This window comes from Paenibacillus antri (assembly GCF_005765165.1).
GTDB lineage: Bacteria > Bacillota > Bacilli > Paenibacillales > YIM-B00363 > Paenibacillus_AE > Paenibacillus_AE antri.
In genome coordinates this window covers 140,073-159,087 of record NZ_VCIW01000020.1, presented here as the reverse complement: position 1 = coordinate 159,087, position 19,015 = coordinate 140,073, and the positions used below count along the sequence as shown (strand labels likewise).

Here is a 19,015-nt window from a genome sequence, read left to right as displayed (position 1 = left end):
GGCTCCTACTCCATCCCCTTATTCGTTACCCTACGGGAAAAAGTCGTGATTCTGTTGCTCAGGGCAACAAAACCACGACTTTTTCAGTGCTTTCCCGCAACCGGGAGCTCCTCTTAACGCAACAAAAATAAAAAAAAAGCGACATTGTTTTATCGCATTCCGATTTTTGACAGTTCTTAACTAAACTAGAGTACCCTCGGCCTCTATAATAGTATTATAACCCGGCGGAATTTATAAGTCTATATTTTTTTTGCCCGTTCGGCTATATTTTTTAAGCAATCCACAGACATGGACCGAAGGAGGCAAGGGATTGGAACCGATTATATCGCTGAACGGGATCGGAAAGTCGTTCAAAGTGGCGAGGCGCGCCGCAGGGTTCAAGGAAGCGGTCAGGGCGCTGTTCGCAAGGGAGTATGCGCGGGTGGAGGCGCTGCGGGACATATCCTTTTCGATAGGGGAAGGGGAAATCGTCGGCTACATCGGACCGAACGGCGCCGGGAAGTCGACGACGATCAAGGTCATGAGCGGCATCATGGTGCCCGACGCCGGCGCCTGCAACGTCATGGGATACACGCCTTGGAAGGAGCGAGCGGCGTACGTGCGCAACATCGGCGTCGTCTTCGGCCAACGCTCGCAGTTGTGGTGGGACGTGCCCGTCGTCGATTCGTTCGATTTGCTGCGGGACATTTATAAGATTCAAGAGAACCGCTACCGGGAAAATGTGTCTTCGCTCACAGAAGCGCTCCAGTTAGGCGACATCCTTCACACCCCCGTCCGTCAACTCAGCCTCGGCCAGCGGATGCGATGCGAGATCGCGGCTTCGCTGCTCCACAGCCCCAAGATCTTGTTTCTGGACGAACCGACGATCGGTCTGGACGCCGTCAGCAAGCTTGCCGTGCGGCAGTTCATCAAGACGTTGAATCAGGAGCGCGGCGTGACGGTCATCCTGACGACGCACGACATGAGCGATATCGAGGCGCTGGCGGATCGGATCCTGATGATCGGCAAAGGCACGCTGCTGTATGACGGCTCGCTGCGCGCTCTTCGCGGCCGGTTCGGTACGTATCGCACGCTTACGGCGGACTTCCGCGAGCACGACGCGCCGGTCGACGTGCCGGGGGCGGAGCGGCTGTCCTGGTCTTCCGAGCGGGCGGTGTACAGTTACGACAGCGAAAAGGTCAGCATGGCGAGCGTCGTGACCGCGCTCTCGGAGCATGTGGACCTGGTGGACGTCGCCGTCGACGCGAAGCCGATCGACGAAATCGTCGTGCAGCTGTACCGGGAGCATCGGATATGAACGCCTATGTTTCCGTCTTAAAGCTGCGCTTCGTCACCGGCCTGCAATATCGGGCGGCCGCGCTCGCGGGCATCGCGACCCAAATTTTTTTCGGCTTCATTTTCATCATGGCATACATAGCTTTCTACGAGCACAGCGCCGTCGAACCGCCGCTGCCGCTCGACGATCTCGTCTGCTATATCTGGCTGCAGCAGATGTTCCTCGGCTTCATCGCCTTATGGTTTCGGGACAATGACATCTTCCATCTCATTACGAGCGGGAACATCGCTTACGAATTGTGCCGGCCCTGCAGCATCTATCGGTTCTGGTACGCGAAGCTGCTGGCGACGCGGCTGTCGAGCGTCACGCTGCGCTGCCTTCCGCTGCTGCTTCTGATCTTCCTGCTGCCCGAGCCGTACCGGATGAGCGTGCCGCCGACCTGGACCGCGTTCGCCTTGTTCCTCGTCTCGCTGTGCCTCGGCCTGATGGTCGTGGTTGCGATTTCGATGCTGATCTACGTCTCGGTATTCTGGACGCTCTCGCCGGTCGGGTCGATCTTAATCGTCGCGGTCGCGGGCGAGTTTCTGGCGGGTATGATCATCCCCGTGCCGCTCATGCCCGAATGGCTGCAGTCCGTCGTGAACCTGCTGCCCTTCCGCTGGACGACGGACTTTCCGTTCCGCGTCTACTCCGGACAGATCGGGACGATAGAGGCGCTGCAAGGCATTCCGATCCAGCTGCTCTGGCTCGCCGCGCTCGCGCTGGTCGGACGCGGGCTGATGCGACGGGCGCTGAAGAACGTCGTCGTGCAAGGAGGTTGAGGCCGATGAGATTGTATTTCAAGTACATGGCGATTCACTTCAAGTCGCAGATGCAGTATCGCGCGTCCTTCTGGCTGCTCACGCTCGGACAGTTTCTCGTCCCGTTCACTGTGTTCGCCGGGCTCTACCTCATGTTCGAGCGGTTCGGACAGCTGCAAGGGTGGGGGTTCTTCGAAGTCGCGATGTGCTTCGGCGTCGTGCATCTGTCGTTCGCGCTGAGCGAATTTTTCGCCCGAGGCTTCGACGCGTTCTCGTCGCTCGTCGTCACCGGCGAGTTCGACCGCCTGCTCGTCCGCCCGCGGAGCGCGGCCCTTCAGGTGCTCGGCTCGAAATTCGATTTCAGCCGATTCGGTCGGATGCTGCAGGGCGCGGCGGTCCTCGCATGGGCAGTATACGGGTCGAACGTGGAATGGACGGCCGCGAAGGCGGCGACGCTCGCCTTGATGGTGGCGGGCGGGGCGTTCGTTTTCACAGGAATCTTCATCCTTGGCGCGACCTTAAGCTTCTGGACGGTACAGGGATTGGAGACGGTCAACGTGTTCACGGACGGCGGTCGAGAGATGTCGAAATACCCGCTGACCATATACGAGAAGTGGGTGACCGGTTTGTTCACATTCGTCATTCCTTTCGGCTTGGTGAGCTACTTGCCGTTGCTTTACATTCTTGGCCGTCCGCCGGGCGGTCCCGATGCGCTGTACGTTCTCATGCCGCTCGGCGGCGCATTGTTTCTGCTCCCCTGCCTTCTCGTCTGGCGCTTCGGCGTTCGACGGTACCGCTCGACGGGGTCGTAGGAGTAGAGGTATACTCAAACGAAAGCATGTTCGAATAGAGTGAGGGACTTCCGCATGAAGCTTCGTTACAGAGAACTGAAGCCGGAGGACGCGGTCCGGGTCGCGGAGATCGACCGTTCCGAGACGATCGAGCGCCTATATGCGATGACCGAAGGCAGCTTGACCGCGGAAGAGGTTCATATCGAAAGCCCGGCTTGGGACGATAAGCAGACGCGCGAGATGATCGACCGCTTCCGGAAGGAGCTGTCCGCCGGCGGGACGGCCGTCGGCTGCTTCGAGGACGGTCGGCTCGTCGGCTTCGGCGTCCTGTCGGGCGCCTTCCGCGGCGACCGCCGGGACCGGCTCGCCGTCGATCTTATGTATGTGTCGAGAAGCCATCGGAGGCGGGGGATCGGTACGCGCCTGCTGCGCGAGCTGTCTGCCGTCGCCGCGGACCTCGGGGCGAAGCAGCTGTACGTCTCCTCGACGGAGACGGAGTCGGCGGTAAGCTTTTACCGCAAGAACGGCGGCGAGCCGACGCCCGAGGTCGATCCTGAGCTGTTCGAGAAGGAGCCTCACGACATCCATATGGTGATTGAATTATAGCGGGAACGAGCCGCAAGCGATGTAATCTTCAACATTCAACTATATGGTTGACAATTCTTATCTCGTTTTCATATAGTGGATCTAAAGCATTTCTTAGGGGGACAATCGCGCGTGCAAGCATTGATCGAACAACTGTTTTCGCCTGACCGAGACGCCGCGAGCGAAGCGTTCCACGAGCTGAACCGGCTGTCGGAGGAGCCTGTCGAGTGGTCGTACGACGCGTGGGATCGGCTGGCAAGTGATTTGACGCACAAGGATAACCGCCGGCGTTCGCACGCTTCGCAATTGCTGTCCAATCTCGCGAAGAGCGATCCCGAAGGCCGCATCGAGGCCGTCTTCCCCGAGCTGCTGGAGGCGACGAAGGACGAGCGCTTCGTTACGGCGAGGCATTGCCTGCTGTCGATGTGGAAGATCGCATTAGTCGGACCGGAACGGAAGCGGATGGTCATGGAAGGCCTTGCCGGCCGGTTCCGCGAATGCGCGGGCGAGAAGAACGGCACGTTGATTCGGTATGACATCGTCGAGAGTCTGGGGAAGCTGTACGACGCGGACCCGGACGAAGCCGTGAAATCGCTCGCGCTCGAGCTGATCGGGCTCGAGGAGGACCCGAAATACCGAAAGAAATACGCATCCGTCTGGAAAAAGAAATAACCGAACATCGATGCGCTTGACCGCGGTCCCGTTATGTTGTAAATTGATTTCCAATCATTGAAATCATCAACAGCCTCGACCAAGGACATAAGATTCCTGGAACGGCGATGCAGAGAAGAGACCCCCGGCTGCAAGGTCTCTCGCCGAAGGAAGCTTCCCGCCTTGCGAGCTGCAGCGGGGAAGTGCGAGTATCCGCTGCCGGCGCCGACCGTTATCGTCACGAGCATCGCCTCTCGGCGATGGAATTAGGGTGGTACCGCGACGCATTCGTCCCTGAACGAATGCGTCTTTTTGTTTTTTTTCATCATGAAGGAGGGGGAGAGCGATGAGGCAATCGACATTGTTTTCCAGTACGCTGCGCGAATCGCCGGCCGATGCGGATACGGCGAGCCACAGGTGGCTGCTTCGCGCGGGTTATATTCGGCAGCTCGCGGCGGGCGTGTATTCGTACTTGCCGCTCGGTCTGCGGGTGCTGAGGAAGCTGGAACGAATCGTTCGCGAGGAGATGGATCGCGCGGGGGCGCAGGAGCTGCTGATGCCCGCGCTGCAACCGGCGGAGCTGTGGAAGGCGTCCGGTCGGTACGACGTGTACGGTCCCGAGCTGATCCGTTTGAAGGACCGGCATCAACGCGAGTTCGCGCTCGGTCCTACGCACGAGGAGGTCGTCACCGAGCTGTTCCGGAACGAGATCAGCTCCTACCGCAGACTGCCGGTTACGGTGTATCAGGTGCAGACGAAGTACCGCGACGAACGGCGTCCCCGGTTCGGATTGCTTCGCGGCAGGGAGTTCTTAATGAAGGACGCTTATTCGTTCGACATGTCCTGGGAAGGGTTGGACGCGTCGTACCGCGGCATGTACGATGCATACTTACGTATTTTCGAACGATGCGGCCTACGGTTTCGCGCGGTGGAAGCCGATGCCGGCGCGATCGGCGGGGAGGGCGGCTCGCACGAGTTCATGGCGCTCGCCGATATCGGCGAGGATACGATCGTCGCGTGCACCCATTGCGAGCAAGCGGCGAACGTGGAGCGGGCGGCGTCCGGTACGGATCGGCAGCCGGCCGGCGCCGCCGGGGAGACGACGCTGGAGAAGCTGCGAACGCCGAACGCGCGAACGATCGAGCAGCTGTCGCGGTTTCTGGACGCGGAACCGAGCCGCCTGATCAAGACGCTCGTCTATGCGGCGGACGGCGCGCCGACGGCCGTGCTCGTACGCGGCGACCACGAAGTGAACGAAATCAAGCTGAAGCGCTCGCTCGGCGTCGAGCGGCTGGAGCTGGCGGACGCGGCGACGGTCGAGGCCGTCACGGGGGCGCCGGTCGGCTTCGCCGGTCCCGTCGGGTTATCGATCCCGGTAATCGTCGACGAGGCCGTCGCGCGAATGCCGAGCGGCGTCGTCGGCGGCAACGAAGCGGACATGCACTGGATCGGAGTCGTCCCGGGCCGGGATTTCCCCGTCGAACGCACCGGCGACTTCCGCAACGCGGCGGAAGGGGAAATCTGCCCGCATTGCGGCGAAGGCGAGCTCCGGTACCACCGAGGGATCGAAGTCGGCCATGTGTTTAAGCTCGGAACGAAATACAGCGTCTCCGGGGGCGCGGTCGCGAACGATGCGGACGGCAAGGAAGTCCCCGTTATTATGGGCTGCTACGGCATCGGGGTGTCGAGGCTGTTGGCGGCCGTCGCCGAGCAGCATCGCGACGAGCGAGGGTTGGCGTGGCCGGCGTCGATCGCGCCGTTCCGGGTGCACCTCGTGCCGGTCGCCTTGCGCGACGAGACGCAGCGATCGTTGGCGGAGGCGATGTATGCGACGCTGCTTCGGCACGGCGTGGAAGCGCTGCTGGACGACCGAGACGAGCGCGCCGGCGTGAAATTCGCCGACTCCGAACTGATCGGCGTCCCGGTGCGCATCGTCGTCGGCAAGCATGCGGCGGAGGGGAACGTCGAATGGGTCGATCGAGCGACCGGGGAGCGGACGGTCGTCCCGAAGGACGAAGCGCTCGCGCGATTGATCGGGAATGGGACGAGTAAAGGATGAAACGGGCGATCGGCGTTGTTCAAGCGTTGTTGGTCGCGGGTTTTCTGATGGCGGGTTCAAGCAAGCTGTTCTCGAGCGCCGAGCAGATCCGGGCGATGTTCACGGAGACGATGGGACTGGGAGCGGGCTTTATGTACGTCGTAGGGGCGATAGAGACGATCGCGGCGTTGGCGCTGATCGTCGGGTTCTGGAAGCGCGAGATCGCGGCTTTCTCGGCGGCGGTATTGACAATCGTCATGATCGGGGCGGTGGCGGCGACGCTCATTGCCGGGTTGGGAGCGGACGTCGTCATGCAGTTGTTGTATTTGGTACTCCTGGCGTTGTTCTTGCCGGCGAAGCTCGGAGGCTTCGGTCGCCTGGGGGCCGGGCGGTCCGGCGTTGCAAGAACGAAATAAGACGAAAATACGCAGCCGACCCCATGGCGGGGTCGGCTGCGTATCTTTACTCGTACGGCTCGATCGTCCGAATCGTGCCGTCCTCGTTATAGAACAGCTCGGTGCACTTCACGCAGCGCTTGTGGTTGACGCCGCCGGAGAGCGACGAGTCGTGGTAAAACAAATACCATTTGCCCTTATATTCGACGATCGAATGATGCGTCGTCCAGCCGATGACGGGCGTGAGGATCGTGCCCTTGAACGTGAAGGGGCCCTGCGGGTCGTCGCCGACCGCGTATACGAGCTTATGGGTCGTGCCCGTCGAATAAGACAAATAATACTTGCCGTTATATTTGTGCATCCACGGCCCTTCGAAGTATCTTCGATCCTCGTCGCCGGCTTGGATCGGCCGTCCGTCCTCGTCGACGATCGAGATTTCCTTCGGCGTCCCTTCGAAGGCGAGCATATCGTCCGTCAGGCGGGCGACCCTCGGTCCGAGCGCCGGCTCGGACCCGGACGGGCCCGTCGCATCGGGCCGGAACTCGCCCGTCTGCCACTTCTCCAGCTGCCCGCCCCAGAGGCCGCCGAAGTAGACGTACGCCGCTCCGTCGTCGTCGATCCATACGGCCGGGTCGATGCTGTAGCTGCCCGGAATGTAGCTCGGCTGCGGCGCGAACGGACCGGCAGGGCTTGCGCTCGTCGCGACCCCGAGACGGAAAATATCGTCATGATCTTTCGCCGGGAAGAACAAGTAATACGTTCCGTTCTTGTAAGCGGCGTCCGGCGCCCACAGCTGCTTCTTGGCCCATGGGATGTCCCGGAGGTGAAGCGCTTCGCCGTGGTCGACCGCCTTCGACGAGGCGGGATCGTCCATCGAGAGAACATGATAGTCCTCCATCGCGTATTGGTCGCCGTTATCGTTCGACTCCGCTTCGTAGTCCAGATCGTGGGACGGATAGATGTATAGTTTTCCTTCGAAAACGTGAGCCGACGGATCGGCCGTGTAGATATGCGTCACTAACGGTTCGTTCGTCGGTTTCGTTCGCTCTGCCATACGATTCGCTCCTCTCGGCGCTGAATTGAATTGAACCTTATGTCAAGGTATCACAACGGCGGAAGCGCGTACATGGACTAAGCCGCCGTGGAGTTGGACAAATGAAGCGCCCGAGGGGTTACGGGAGCAGCCCCAGCAATCGCTTCGCCGCGGTCGAAGGCGGAACTCCGCGGAGCGTGGCGATGCCGACGCGACGTTCGGGGAGCGGCGGGTCGATCGCGATCTCGACGAGCCGTCCGTCCCGGAGCTCCGCCTCGACGTACTGCCTGGGAACGAAGGCGAGCCCGAAGCCGCCGCTTGCGAATTGGGCGAGCAAGTCGATGCTGCCGAGCTCGAAATCCGGCCGAAGGCGAACCCCGCGCCGAAGCGCGAAGTCGTCGAGGAACCGCCGCGTGCTGCCGCCGGACTCGAGCATCAGCAGCGGATACGACGCAAGCCGCTCCAACGACAGCGGAGCTTGCGCGACCGCGTCGTCGTCCGGTCGGCCGACGAGGATGTCCTGAATCGGCGCGCTGCCGCGGAAGTCGACCTTCGGATCCGCCGCGGGCATATTCACGATGCCGAAGTCGATCGCGCCTTCCTTCAGAAGCGCGATCGTCTCCGGCGTCGTCCGGTTCGTGACGTGAATGCGGATCTCCGGGTAATCCCGGTGAAATTTCTCCAAATACGGCAGCAAGTAATGCTTGCACAGCGTATCGCTGGCGCCGATATGCACTTCTCCCCGCGTCAGCTGACGCATGTCCGCGACGGTTCTCTCCCCGGCTTCCACCATGCCGAGCGCTTGTTGGACGTACCCGAATAGCGCTTCGCCTTCCGCCGTCAGCCGCACGCCTTTCGTCGTGCGAAAGAACAGCGCCGCGCCGAGCGTCGCCTCGAGCTGCTTCAGCGTATGGCTGACCGCCGGCTGCGTAATGTGCAGCCGCTCCGCGGCGCCCGTCAGACTTCCTGTCTTCGCCGCTTCGTAAAATACGCGGTACCACTCTAAGTTGACTTCCACTGACATTACCCCTGTTTATGGCTGATATTAGATATATCAATTTTTCTAATGCTATAACAGGGATTATAATCATCCCCGTAGGAAGACGCAAGAGCGGGAGGCGGAAGAAATGACGGTTACGGCGATCGTAGGCGCCAATTGGGGTGACGAAGGCAAGGGGAAGATGACGGACGTACTGGCGGAAGGTGCGTCTTACGTCGTACGGTTTCAAGGCGGCAGCAACGCGGGTCATACGATACTGAACCGGCATGGGAAGTTCGCGCTGCGTCTGCTGCCGTCCGGCGTATTTCATCCGAACGCGACGAACGTGATCGGGCCGGGGACGGCGCTGGACGTCGAGGTGCTGCTGCAGGAGCTTAGCATGCTGGAGGAGCGGGGCGTCCCGGCGCCGCGGCTGCGCGTGTCGGACCGAGCGCAGCTCGTGCTGCCGGCGCACCGGTTGCTTGACGAGCTGGAGGAGGGGCGGCTTGGCGAAGGGAGCTTCGGCTCCACGAAGCGGGGCATCGCGCCGTTCTACGCGGACAAGTACGCGAAGATCGGCGTGCAGGCGGCCGATCTCTTCGACGAGCCGCGGCTCCGGAGCCGTATCGAGCGGCAGCTCGAGTCGAAGAACGTGCTGTTTCGCCATCTCTACGGGCGCGAGCCGCTCCGCGCGGACGACGCGGCGGACGCGCTGCTCGCGCAGGCGGAGCGGCTGAGGCCCTACGTCTGCGACGCGAGCGAGCTGCTTTACGAAGCGGTTCGGCGCGGCGAGTCCGTCCTGCTCGAGGGACAACTCGGCGCCTTGCGCGACCCGGACCACGGCATCTACCCGTACTCGACGTCGTCCTCGCCGCTGGCCGGCTTCGCGTCCGTCGGAGCGGGGCTGCCGGCGGGAAGCATCGCGAACGTACTCGCCGTTACGAAGGCATACTCGAGCTGCGTCGGCGCCGGCCCGTTCGCGACCGAGCTGAGCGGCTCCGCCGCCGAGGAGCTCCGCCGCCGCGGCGGCGACGCGGGGGAATACGGGGCGGTGACGGGCCGCCCGAGGCGCGTCGGCTGGTTCGACGCCGTCGCGACGCGGTACGGATGCCGGCTGCAAGGGGCGACCGAGGTCGCGCTGACGAACCTCGACGTGCTCGGGTACTTGGACCGCCTCCCGGTATGCACGGCGTATCGCCTGGAAGACGGCCGCGTCGTCGGGCGCTTCCCGACGACCGGAGCGTTGGAGAAGGCCGCTCCGGTGCTCGAGACGCTCGACGGTTGGCTTTGCGACATCGCAGACTGCCGAACGTTCGAGGCGCTTCCGCCCGCGGCAAGGCGGTACGTCGAATTCGTCGAGTCGTCGATCGGCGTTCCGGTTTCGTACGTATCCGTCGGTCCCCGGCGGGAACAACTCATTCGGCGGCGGTAAACCTTCGAGCGGAACGCAACCCTTTTCCCGAAAAGATCGTCTAGGGGTATATCGGTAGCCTTGGAAAGAGGGATGGGATGAGCGCGTTTCGCCGTACGTCGGTTTGGATTTTGGCGCTGTCGTTGTTGTCGGCCGCGACGATCGCGGGGTGCCGGGGGACGTTCGAGGATCGAGCCGTCGGGCCGCCTCCAGGGATCGAAGGGTATGTCGTGAAGAAGCAGGACGATCGTATGTTGGTCGTCGCGGCGGATCGCTCGGCGATCTGGTTTTCCTCGGCGCCGAGGAAGGCGAAGGTCGGTCAGAGGGTGCAGGTGTGGTACGGCGAATCGCAAGAATCGTACCCGGCGCGGGCGAAAGCCGATCGCGCGACGATCGTCCTCAGCCCGAAGCCGTCCGGCGCGGATTTATCGGAGGCGGACGCGGTGCGGGAAGCGCTGCGGGCTTACGAATCCGCGGCGGTCCCGGTCGTTCGCCAAGCCGAGTACGACGCGGCGCTCGATCAATGGAGCGTCACGATCGGAGTCGAAGACGCGGAGAAGGTCGAACGGGTGAAGGACGCACCGGAATAAAACGGTCGTTGCTTCGGCGGGAATCTCGAACTATAATATAGGAAACTTAAGGGCATGCGTAACTGGCGTAACGTGGATACCACGGGGGAGCGCATGGCGACAACGGCCGAACGCCTGGGCAGAGGTAAGGGGGAAACCCCTTGCCTCTTTCTGTTTTCTTACACCTTCGAAGGGATGGGATCGAATGAGAGAACAACCGTTGATCTTGGACGGGAACGCGGTGGCTGCGGCCATCAAGGAGAAGCTGGCGGCGCGGATCGGGGCGCTTGCGGAGCGCGGCGTCGTGCCGCGGCTCGCGACGATTCTGGTCGGAGACGATCCGTCGTCGGCGACGTATGTGAAGATGAAGGGCAATGCATGCAGGAGGCTGGGAATCGATTCCGTCCGCGTCGACCTGCCGGAGGCGACGACGACGGAAGAGCTCGTCGACGTCATCCGCCGCTTGAACGACGACCCGGCGGTTCACGGCATTCTGCTTCAGCACCCTGTACCGCATGGCATCGACGAGCGAGCGGCGTTCGAAGCGATCGCGATCGAGAAGGACGTCGACGGCGTGACGACGCTCGGCTTCGCGAGGAATGCGTTCGGCTTCGCGGACTTCCCGTCCTGCACGCCGGCGGCGATCGTGTCGATTCTGGATTATTACAACCTACCCATAGAGGGGAAGCACGCCGTCGTCATCGGAAGAAGTCCGATCCTCGGGAAGCCGGTGTCCGTCATGCTGCTGAATCGGAACGCTACCGTGACGATCTGCCACTCCAAGACGGAGCGGCTTCCGGACGTCGTCGGCGCCGGGGACATCGTCGTCGCGGCGGTCGGCAAGCCGAAGTTCGTGCAAGGCGATTGGATCAAGCCCGGCGCAGTCGTCCTCGATGCCGGCTACAATCCGGGCAACGTCGGCGACGTCGACTTCGACGCGTGCCTTTCGAACGCCTCGGCGATCACCCCCGTTCCGGCGGGCGTCGGTCCGGTCACGATCGCGACGCTGCTGAAGCACACCGTAGACGCGGCGGAGAAGCGAGCGAACGAAAATCGAACGAAAATCGAACCGCATTATAAGATCATATGAGCGCAAAAAAGTGGGGACCGTCTCCGGATGAGACAGTCCCCTTCGGCTCATTCCGCCGCGTTCCCCGTTACGGATTCGCCGGCTTTCGTTATCGTGTACGCGACCTTCTCCCCGCTCCAGAAATGGAACGTCAGCAGCACTTCGCCGTCGTTCACTTCCTTGAAGAAGTTCGGCGTCAGCTTGATCTCGTTCGCGTCGTACGACGGCGAGAACGCGTACGCGAATTCCTTGAACGACGTCCAGTTTTGCGGGCCGGCGTTGCCTCCCGCCGCGTATACGGCTTCCATCGTCGCCAAGCGATCGCCATGGAACGCGGTCGGGATCGAGAACGACTCCGTCGTGCCCGTCGCGTCCTCAAGAACCGGCGAATCGAAGACGATGACGTCGAACGTCCAATCCGCGCCGCGGTTGAAGTCCGCGGCCAACTCCGCGCGTTCCCCGTATTCCCCCGACGCGGTCAGCTCCGACAGCAAGGCGGCCTTCACCGTCAACGCATTGCCGTCGAACGCGTAATCCTCGCCTCGGCGCAGCTGCTTTCCGTCGTGACGAAGACCGACCAATCGTCTGTCGTTCAAGTCGAACGCGATGACGGCATCCTGCGTCTCCTCGCCTTTACGCACGAAGATCAAATCGGTTTCCGCGGTCGCGGAACGCGCCTTCCAGCTGGCTTTCAGCATATCGATCAGCTGCGGGTCGTTCCATTCCAGCTCGGTTCGGTTCAGGTGCTGTCCGTTGTCCCACAGCATATGGGTAATGCCCCGCTCCTGCACGTAATGAAGCAGAAACTCGAAAAACTTCAGCTTTTCGCCTTGCTCGATCGTTCCCGTATGGTTATCGAAGCCAAGCAGACCGTATTCGCCCAAGACGACCGGAATGCCTTGGGACACGAACGTGGTATAGACACGATCGAACGTTTGAACGACGTCGTTCTTCGTCTCTTCGTTGAATCGGGTGAAGCCGGCGATGTTGACGCTGAACGGCCAGAACCCGTAATAGTGGACGGTGGCGATCAGGTTCGGGTCGTCGAGCGCTTCGAACGTGTCGACCAGCGCGTCGAGCCGATCTTGGTTCGCGTTCGTCTCGAGCGTCGGCAGCACGAGCGGGCGATCGGCGTTGTTGCCGCCGGAGGCGCGCACGATGTCGTGGAAGGAGGCGTTCAGCTCGTTCAGCATCGCGAAGTGCGCCTCGCCGGCTTCGCCCCAGCCATCGGAGAAGCGCGGCTCGTTGATGCTTTCGAACGACAGCTTGTTCGAATGATGTTTGAACCGCTCGGCGATCTGCGTCCACGCGGCGTTGAAGCGGGCGAGCACGGTGTCGCGGTCGGCGCCCATGCCGTTCACCCAGAGCCAAGAATCATGGTGCAGGTTGATCATGACGTACAGCCCTGCGTCCAGCGACCAGTCGACGACTTCCTCGACGCGGTCCATGAACGCCGGATCGATCGCGTAATCCGGAGCTTCGCCCATCCGATGATCCCACGTGATCGGGATGCGAATGCTGTTGTAGCCTTCCTTGGCGATGTGCCGAATGAGCTCTTGCGTCACGCGCGGGTTGCCCCACGACGTCTCGTCTTCGCCGGTCGCGTCGAACGTGTTGCCGAGATTCCACCCGGGCTGCATCGCGTCGACGTACGATTGCATCTCGCTCTTCGGGACGACGATCTCGTCGCGCTTCTCCTCGGAAGCCGCGCCGGCGCCGGCGGCGGGGGCGAGCAGGCCGAACAGGAGAGATAACGTCAATGCCATACCGGTAAGCTTCCGTGTCGATAACATGTGTTGCACGTACCTCCTCTAGGATGTAAGTAGAATGATGACAGCTTTGAAACTCGCGCGAAGTCCCTCCTCTCATCTTTGGAAAGCGCTGTCAGAAAGCGGTAACAAGAAATACTCTAACATAGTTGAAAATGGGGCAGAATCCCAAAAATTAGAGGTGAAATCATGTGGAAATTATAGGATGCGTACGTGCGATAAAAAAATCCGCCGACCAATCGTCGGCGGATCGCTGCATTATTTCGTCCGGAGGCGGATGACGTTCCAGGACGCCTTGCCGAGCGTCGCGAGGACGCGGGAGCCGTCGACCGACGCGTTCCCGTTCGCGTGCGGGCGGACGTTATCGGGGGCGGACGCCGTGTTGACGGCCTTCAGGTCGTCGTTTTCCAACACGAGATGTTCGATCAGGTTGCACGCCCCGAAGCTGCGCAAATCCGCTTCGAACGCCAGCGACTCCTCCAAGTGGCGGTTGACGGCGAAGATCGTCACTTCGTTCGACTCCTCGTTATGCACCGCAACGCTCTCCAGGTAAGGAACGTCGGTAATATCCTTCGTGTCGTACTTGTCGGAACGCACGAGCGGGACGAGCGCTTGCCCGCGGCCGTACACGGAGGCGTGCAAGTACGGGTAGTAAATCGTCTGGGCCCAAGCGGGACCGCCGTTCTGCGTCATGATCGGAGCGATGACGTTCACGAGTTGAGCGAGACAAGCCATCTTCACGCGATCCGCATGCTTGAGCAGGCTGATCAGCATGCATCCGACGACGAGCGCGTCCTCCATCGTATATACGTCTTCGAGCTGCGGCGGAGCGACTTGCCAAGGCTCGAGCTTCTTATCCGATTCGTGGCTGTGGAACCAGACGTTCCATTCGTCGAAGGAGAGGAACATCTTCTTCTTGCTGCGTTTCTTCGCTTTGACGTAATCGCAGATCGCCGTCACGCTGTCGATGAATTCGTCCATCTGCAGGGAGCGGGCGAGGAACGTCGGGGTGTCGTTCTCCGCGTTGCCGTAGTAAGTATGCAGCGAAAGGTACTCGACGTGCTCGTACGTATGGTCGAGCACCGTCGCTTCCCAGTCGGCGAACGTCTTCATGCCGAGCGCGGAGCTGCCGCAGGCGACCAATTCGATGGTAGGGTCGGTCCACTTCATGACCTTGGCGGCTTCTTGCGCGAGCCGGCCGTATTCGTGCGCCGTCTTGTGGCCGATCTGCCAAGGGCCGTCCATCTCGTTGCCGAGGCACCACGTCTTGATCTTGTGCGGCTCGCGGTAGCCGTGGCTGACGCGCAGATCGCTCCAGTAGCTGCCGGACGGATGGTTCGCGTATTCGACGACATTGCGCGCGTCCTCGATGCCTTGCGTGCCGAGATTGATCGCCCACATCACTTCGGAGCCGGCCGCCTTCGACCAGTCCGCGAATTCGTTCAGGCCGAACAAGTTCGGTTCGACGGTGCGCCAAGCGAGCTCGAGCCGCTTCGGCCGGTCCGCGACCGGGCCGATGCCGTCCTTCCAGTCGTAGCCGGAGACGAAGTTGCCGCCCGGATAACGGACGATCGGCACGCGGAGGTCGCGGACGAGCTTCAAGACGTCCTTGCGGAAGCCTCGCTCGTCCGCCTCGGGATGGCCGGGCTCGTAGATGCCGCCGTATACGGCGCGCCCCAAGTGTTCGATGAACGAGCCGTATAAGCGGTCGTCGACCTTGCCGATGACGAAGTCTTTGTCGACGATCATTGATGCGGATTTGGTCATGATCTGCAGCCTCCATGAATTAATAAAATTATTAATTTAGTCAATAAATAACCTATAATTATTAAACAATATTTCATGGATTTATGCAATAATGAAATCATATAGGCGGTATTTTTCAATTAATTAATGTGTTTATTAATTCATTATAAAGTGCACCCGGTTTTTCAACCGGTGCAAAAAAGTACTATTGCCGGGGAAACGCGCGATCCCTAAAATACATGACAAACGAATGATGATCCTAAATGGAGAAAAGCCTCGATCACTACGCGTTCATCGGATGTCCCATAATTCCTTACTCGTTATTTGCGTGAGCTCATCCTTCGTTTATACTGTTACATACAATTGATGGCAGTCGAACACGTTGAATTGTAAGCGATTTCTTAAAAATTAATTCCTGGCAGGTGATCGTTTTTTGCTGAAGCGAGTCCAAAAATACGCAATGGCCGGAAAGAAGGGAACCTTTTACTGGAAAAGCTTGATTTGGTTTTTGTTCACGACGAGCATCCCGGGGCTGATCATCGGGGGCTGCATTTATTGGTTTGCCGTCGGATCGATCGAGAAGGGCGTCAGCGAGCTTCACCAAAAGCAAATCGCGGAACGGGCGCAAAACATCGACGATCAAATGAGCTCCGTGGAATTGGATATATCGCATTGGGCGTTTAATCCGCGATTCGGGTCCAACCTGAAGGATTTCAACTTCGTGTATTACTTCAAAGAGACTTGGGACGTTACGAAAACCCTCTTCATGCTGCAGGGGTCGCATCCATTAATTGAAGAAGTACAGTTATTTATCGACCGCGACAAGCCGGTTTTATTTAAGCCGGAGTACTACGAATTGAAGGACAATGCCCTCGTCTCCGGCTTCGAACGGTTGATCGAAGAGGGTCGGAATATTTATTGGACGAATCGGCTGCCGGCTCCGGCATCCGCTACGCCGCCAGTTAACGCTCCGATCGTGCTGATTCACAAAATTCCGGGAGACAGCACGGCGCCGTTCGGCGTCATCGTCGTATCGCTGAAGCGCGACAAGGTCATGAACTTATTGAAAACGATGACGCCGTATAACGAAGGGCTGACCTTGCTTCTAGACAAGGAAGGTCGCGTCATCGTTTCGGACGATTCCGACGAGAAGGCGATAAGCGGCGCGATCAAGAGCGAAGTGATGCGGCGGAACGAACCGGCCGGCACCTTCCTATTCACCTCGGACGGGGTGACGTATTCCGTATCCTACGGAACGATGAAGCGCATCTCCTCCGACTGGACCTACATTTCCGCGGCGCCGATGACGTCGATCACATCGCCCGTCGTCGCCGTGTCCAACATGATCATTACGATCAGCGCGTCCGGCGTGCTGCTGGCTCTCCTCTTGTCATGGCTTGCCTCCCGGCGGGTGTACTCTCCCGTCGAACGGTTAATGAAGAGACTCTCGGGGGACAAGACGGGAGCGTTCCATCCGCAAGCGGTGGACGAATTTCAATTTTTGGAGAGGCAGTGGAACCATTTAACGAACGAAAGCCTTTCGCTGCGGAATCGGTTGGATGAACAACGCTCTCACGTCAGAGCCGGATTTTTGCTTCAGCTGCTTCAAGGACATCTGAATTCTTATTCGGAGCACGATTTGAAGGAACGAGTGAAGCTCTACGGATGGAACGTAGACGATCACGTGTTCCATATCGTGCATATTCAGCTTACCGGGTATGACGTTTTAACGGAACGATTCGCGCATGGGGATGAAAGCTTGGTTACGTTCGCGGCATCCAACATTATCGAAGAGCTGTCCGCCGAACGCTTCGAGCAATTCAGCGTAGTGAATTTTCATGATTTGACCGTCGGTTTATTGGTGATGTCGCCGTCGGACACCCCGGTTTCCGAACGATTGCACGCGCTTGGGGAAGAAATTACGAAGGCTGTGAATCGGATTATCAAAATGCAGGTCACGATCACGATCAGCGGTAAAATCGGCGGCATTCGGCACGTTCCGGATATGTTTATCGAGGTCGAGCGCGCGACCGGCTACCGGAAATTCGTCAATCAGAATCAGCTGATCGATATGGAGCATCTGCCGACGGATTCCGGAACCGACGAAATCGGGTATCCTTTCGCGTTGGAGCGGGACGTCATTCATGCGATGCGGAACGGGAATCGGGAAGAGGCGGAGCGGCTGATCACTCTTTTCCTGGAAGAAAGCCGATCCGGCCGCGGAACCGAAATTCATGTACAGCAAAGCATGCTTCAACTCCTCGGCTCCATTCAGCACGCGATCTTGCAATCGGGAACGAGTACGCGCCACTTGTTCCATGGAGAGAACATGTTCGCTCAATTGTCGCAGATCCGCGAACCGGACAAAATGCTGCATTGGATGAAAGAGAAGGTCGTCGTCCCGTTTATTGAAGAAAGGGATGCGAAAGCGAACAGTCAAATGAAGCGGATGGTCGAAAACACCGTCGATTATATCCACGCCCATTACGCGGAGGACATCTCGCTTGACGGATGCGCCGACTTGGTCGGTACGAGTCCCTATACGCTTAGCAAACTGTTTAAGCAGGTGACAGGGGTCAATTTTATCGATTACGTCACCGAGCTTCGCATCGCGCAGGCGAAGAAGCTGCTTTGCGAAACCGACAGGAAGATCAACGACATCGCGCTTCAGGTCGGATACCAGCAGCGGTACTTCAACCGCATTTTCAAAAAGCAAGTGGGCGTGACTCCGGGGCAATACCGGGAGCAGGCGGAGGCCTGACGAATCGCAGGCGGCAAAACGATACCACCCCGCCAAAAAAGTACCATAGCCCTCGAAAAGCCTTGATCTTCAAGGCTTTTCTTCTGCAAAAATGTGGGCTTGCCGGTACATCTCCGATAACGGGATACTGTGAAACAAAAAGAAAGGATGAGCCGATGAACGCGACCTTGCCCAGCGAGACCGACAACGCCGCAGCCGCGGCCGCGATCCGGACGGCGGCGAAACGAAACCCGTGGCTGTCGAAGGTGAAAAAAGATAAGTGGTTGTATTTGCTGCTTGCGCCGGGACTGCTCTATTTCTTGCTCTTTAAATATGTGCCGATGTGGGGCGTCTTGATCGCTTTCCAAAATTACTCGCCGTTTCTCGGCGTCGCCGGCAGCGAATGGGTCGGCTTCGAACATTTCCGTAATTTTTTCGCCAATCCGGATTTTACTCGGCTGCTGCGCAACACGCTCATTTTGGCCGTATACGATCTGGCGTTTTTCTTCCCTGCTCCGATCGCCATCGCATTGTTGTTGAACGAAATTCGAGTGGGGATTTTCAAGCGGTTCGTGCAAACGATGGTGTACGTGCCGCACTTCGTATCCATGGTCATCGTCGCGAGTATGACGTACGTCTTCTTGACGACGTCCGGAGGGATCGTCAACGAAGTCGTCGCGGCGGTCACCGGAGAGAAGGTGAACTTCCTGTCGGATCCGAAATGGTTCCGGCCGCTCATCATTCTGCAAATCATGTGGAAGGAAACCGGATGGGGCACGATCATCTTCCTTGCGGCGCTCGCTTCGGTCGACGTAGAGCAATATGAAGCCGCCGTGGTGGACGGAGCCACCCGATTCCAGCGGCTCATTCATATTACGCTTCCCGCGATCAGCAGCACGATCGTCATTTTATTGATTTTAAGGCTGGGGAATTTCTTGGATAACGGCTTCGAACAAATCTTCCTGATGACGAACTCGCTGAACCGTTCCGTCGCGGACGTCTTCGATACGTACGTGTACTTCGTGGGCATTACGCAAGGCGCGTTCAGTTACAGTACGGCGATCGGCTTATTTAAATCGCTCGTCGGCATCGTATTGATCTACGGCAGCAACTGGCTCGCGAAAAAGTTCGGACAAGAAGGCATTTTATAAACGGGAGGGAGG

16 protein-coding genes and 1 riboswitch are annotated in these 19,015 nt (G+C 59.5%); of the genes, 12 read left to right on the top strand and 4 right to left on the bottom strand.

Annotated features, from left to right (window positions below):
* The first annotated feature begins 310 nt into the window (after positions 1–310).
* The 7 genes from FE782_RS24950 (at position 311) to FE782_RS24920 (ending at position 6,557) form a co-directional block, all read left to right on the top strand.
* A complete protein-coding gene (locus FE782_RS24950) occupies positions 311–1,297 on the top strand; it encodes an ABC transporter ATP-binding protein (protein WP_338016916.1) in 987 nt (328 codons plus the stop codon).
* Complete coding sequence (locus FE782_RS24945) at positions 1,294–2,097, top strand: ABC transporter permease (RefSeq protein WP_138197076.1); 804 nt, start codon at positions 1,294–1,296, stop codon at positions 2,095–2,097. Before FE782_RS24950 ends, FE782_RS24945 begins: the two co-directional genes overlap by 4 nt.
* 5 nt (positions 2,098–2,102) lie before the next feature.
* Positions 2,103–2,888 carry an ABC transporter permease gene (locus FE782_RS24940; protein ID WP_138197075.1) on the top strand — a complete coding sequence of 262 codons (786 nt, stop codon included), beginning with the start codon at positions 2,103–2,105 and terminating at the stop codon, positions 2,886–2,888.
* A 54-nt stretch (positions 2,889–2,942) separates the two neighbouring features.
* The gene (locus FE782_RS24935; protein ID WP_138197074.1) at positions 2,943–3,473 is read left to right on the top strand and encodes a GNAT family N-acetyltransferase; all 531 of its coding nucleotides are present in this window, start codon (positions 2,943–2,945) and stop codon (positions 3,471–3,473) included.
* Between the two features lie 111 nt (positions 3,474–3,584).
* Entirely contained in the window at positions 3,585–4,124 is a 540-nt protein-coding gene (locus tag FE782_RS24930) for a hypothetical protein (protein WP_138197073.1), read from the top strand.
* 325 nt (positions 4,125–4,449) lie between these two features.
* Positions 4,450–6,162, top strand: coding sequence for a proline--tRNA ligase (locus FE782_RS24925; RefSeq protein WP_138197072.1), 1,713 nt, complete (start codon positions 4,450–4,452; stop codon positions 6,160–6,162).
* Positions 6,159–6,557, top strand: coding sequence for a DoxX family protein (locus FE782_RS24920; RefSeq protein ID WP_138197071.1), 399 nt, complete (start codon positions 6,159–6,161; stop codon positions 6,555–6,557). Before FE782_RS24925 ends, FE782_RS24920 begins: the two co-directional genes overlap by 4 nt.
* 46 nt (positions 6,558–6,603) lie before the next feature.
* Here the strand turns inward: FE782_RS24920 and FE782_RS24915 are convergent, their stop codons facing one another.
* Positions 6,604–7,590, bottom strand: a complete 987-nt coding sequence (locus FE782_RS24915; RefSeq protein ID WP_138197070.1) for a glycoside hydrolase family 43 protein — start codon at positions 7,588–7,590, stop codon at positions 6,604–6,606.
* A 118-nt stretch (positions 7,591–7,708) separates the two neighbouring features.
* Positions 7,709–8,587, bottom strand: coding sequence for a LysR family transcriptional regulator (locus FE782_RS24910; RefSeq protein ID WP_138197069.1), 879 nt, complete (start codon positions 8,585–8,587; stop codon positions 7,709–7,711).
* A 109-nt stretch (positions 8,588–8,696) separates the two neighbouring features.
* Here FE782_RS24910 and FE782_RS24905 point away from each other — a divergent pair, with 109 nt between their 5' ends.
* The 3 genes from FE782_RS24905 to FE782_RS24895 all read left to right on the top strand — a co-directional run bounded on the left by FE782_RS24905 (position 8,697) and on the right by FE782_RS24895 (position 11,618).
* The gene (locus tag FE782_RS24905; RefSeq protein WP_138197068.1) at positions 8,697–9,980 is read left to right on the top strand and encodes an adenylosuccinate synthase; all 1,284 of its coding nucleotides are present in this window, start codon (positions 8,697–8,699) and stop codon (positions 9,978–9,980) included.
* Positions 9,981–10,057: 77 nt separating this feature from the next.
* On the top strand, positions 10,058–10,549 hold the full coding sequence (locus FE782_RS24900) for a DUF3221 domain-containing protein (RefSeq protein ID WP_138197067.1): 492 nt from the start codon (positions 10,058–10,060) through the stop codon (positions 10,547–10,549).
* A 48-nt stretch (positions 10,550–10,597) separates the two neighbouring features.
* A riboswitch (ZMP/ZTP riboswitch) is annotated at positions 10,598–10,676 on the top strand.
* A 57-nt stretch (positions 10,677–10,733) separates the two neighbouring features.
* On the top strand, positions 10,734–11,618 hold the full coding sequence (locus FE782_RS24895) for a bifunctional 5,10-methylenetetrahydrofolate dehydrogenase/5,10-methenyltetrahydrofolate cyclohydrolase (protein ID WP_138197066.1): 885 nt from the start codon (positions 10,734–10,736) through the stop codon (positions 11,616–11,618).
* Positions 11,619–11,665: 47 nt separating this feature from the next.
* Here FE782_RS24895 and FE782_RS24890 read toward each other — a convergent pair whose 3' ends face one another.
* On the bottom strand, positions 11,666–13,390 hold the full coding sequence (locus FE782_RS24890; RefSeq protein WP_138197065.1) for a cellulase family glycosylhydrolase: 1,725 nt from the start codon (positions 13,388–13,390) through the stop codon (positions 11,666–11,668).
* 234 nt (positions 13,391–13,624) lie between these two features.
* Positions 13,625–15,133, bottom strand: a complete 1,509-nt coding sequence (gene arfA / locus FE782_RS24885) for an arabinosylfuranosidase ArfA (protein WP_202914601.1) — start codon at positions 15,131–15,133, stop codon at positions 13,625–13,627.
* Between the two features lie 412 nt (positions 15,134–15,545).
* On the opposite strand from arfA, the gene FE782_RS24880 reads away from it, so the two are divergent.
* Together FE782_RS24880 and FE782_RS24875 are read left to right on the top strand one after the other, a co-directional pair.
* On the top strand, positions 15,546–17,873 hold the full coding sequence (locus FE782_RS24880; RefSeq protein ID WP_138197063.1) for an AraC family transcriptional regulator: 2,328 nt from the start codon (positions 15,546–15,548) through the stop codon (positions 17,871–17,873).
* Positions 17,874–18,028: 155 nt separating this feature from the next.
* Positions 18,029–19,003: an ABC transporter permease gene (locus tag FE782_RS24875; RefSeq protein ID WP_138197062.1), complete on the top strand. Its 975-nt coding sequence runs from the start codon at positions 18,029–18,031 to the stop codon at positions 19,001–19,003.
* Positions 19,004–19,015: the final 12 nt, after the last annotated feature.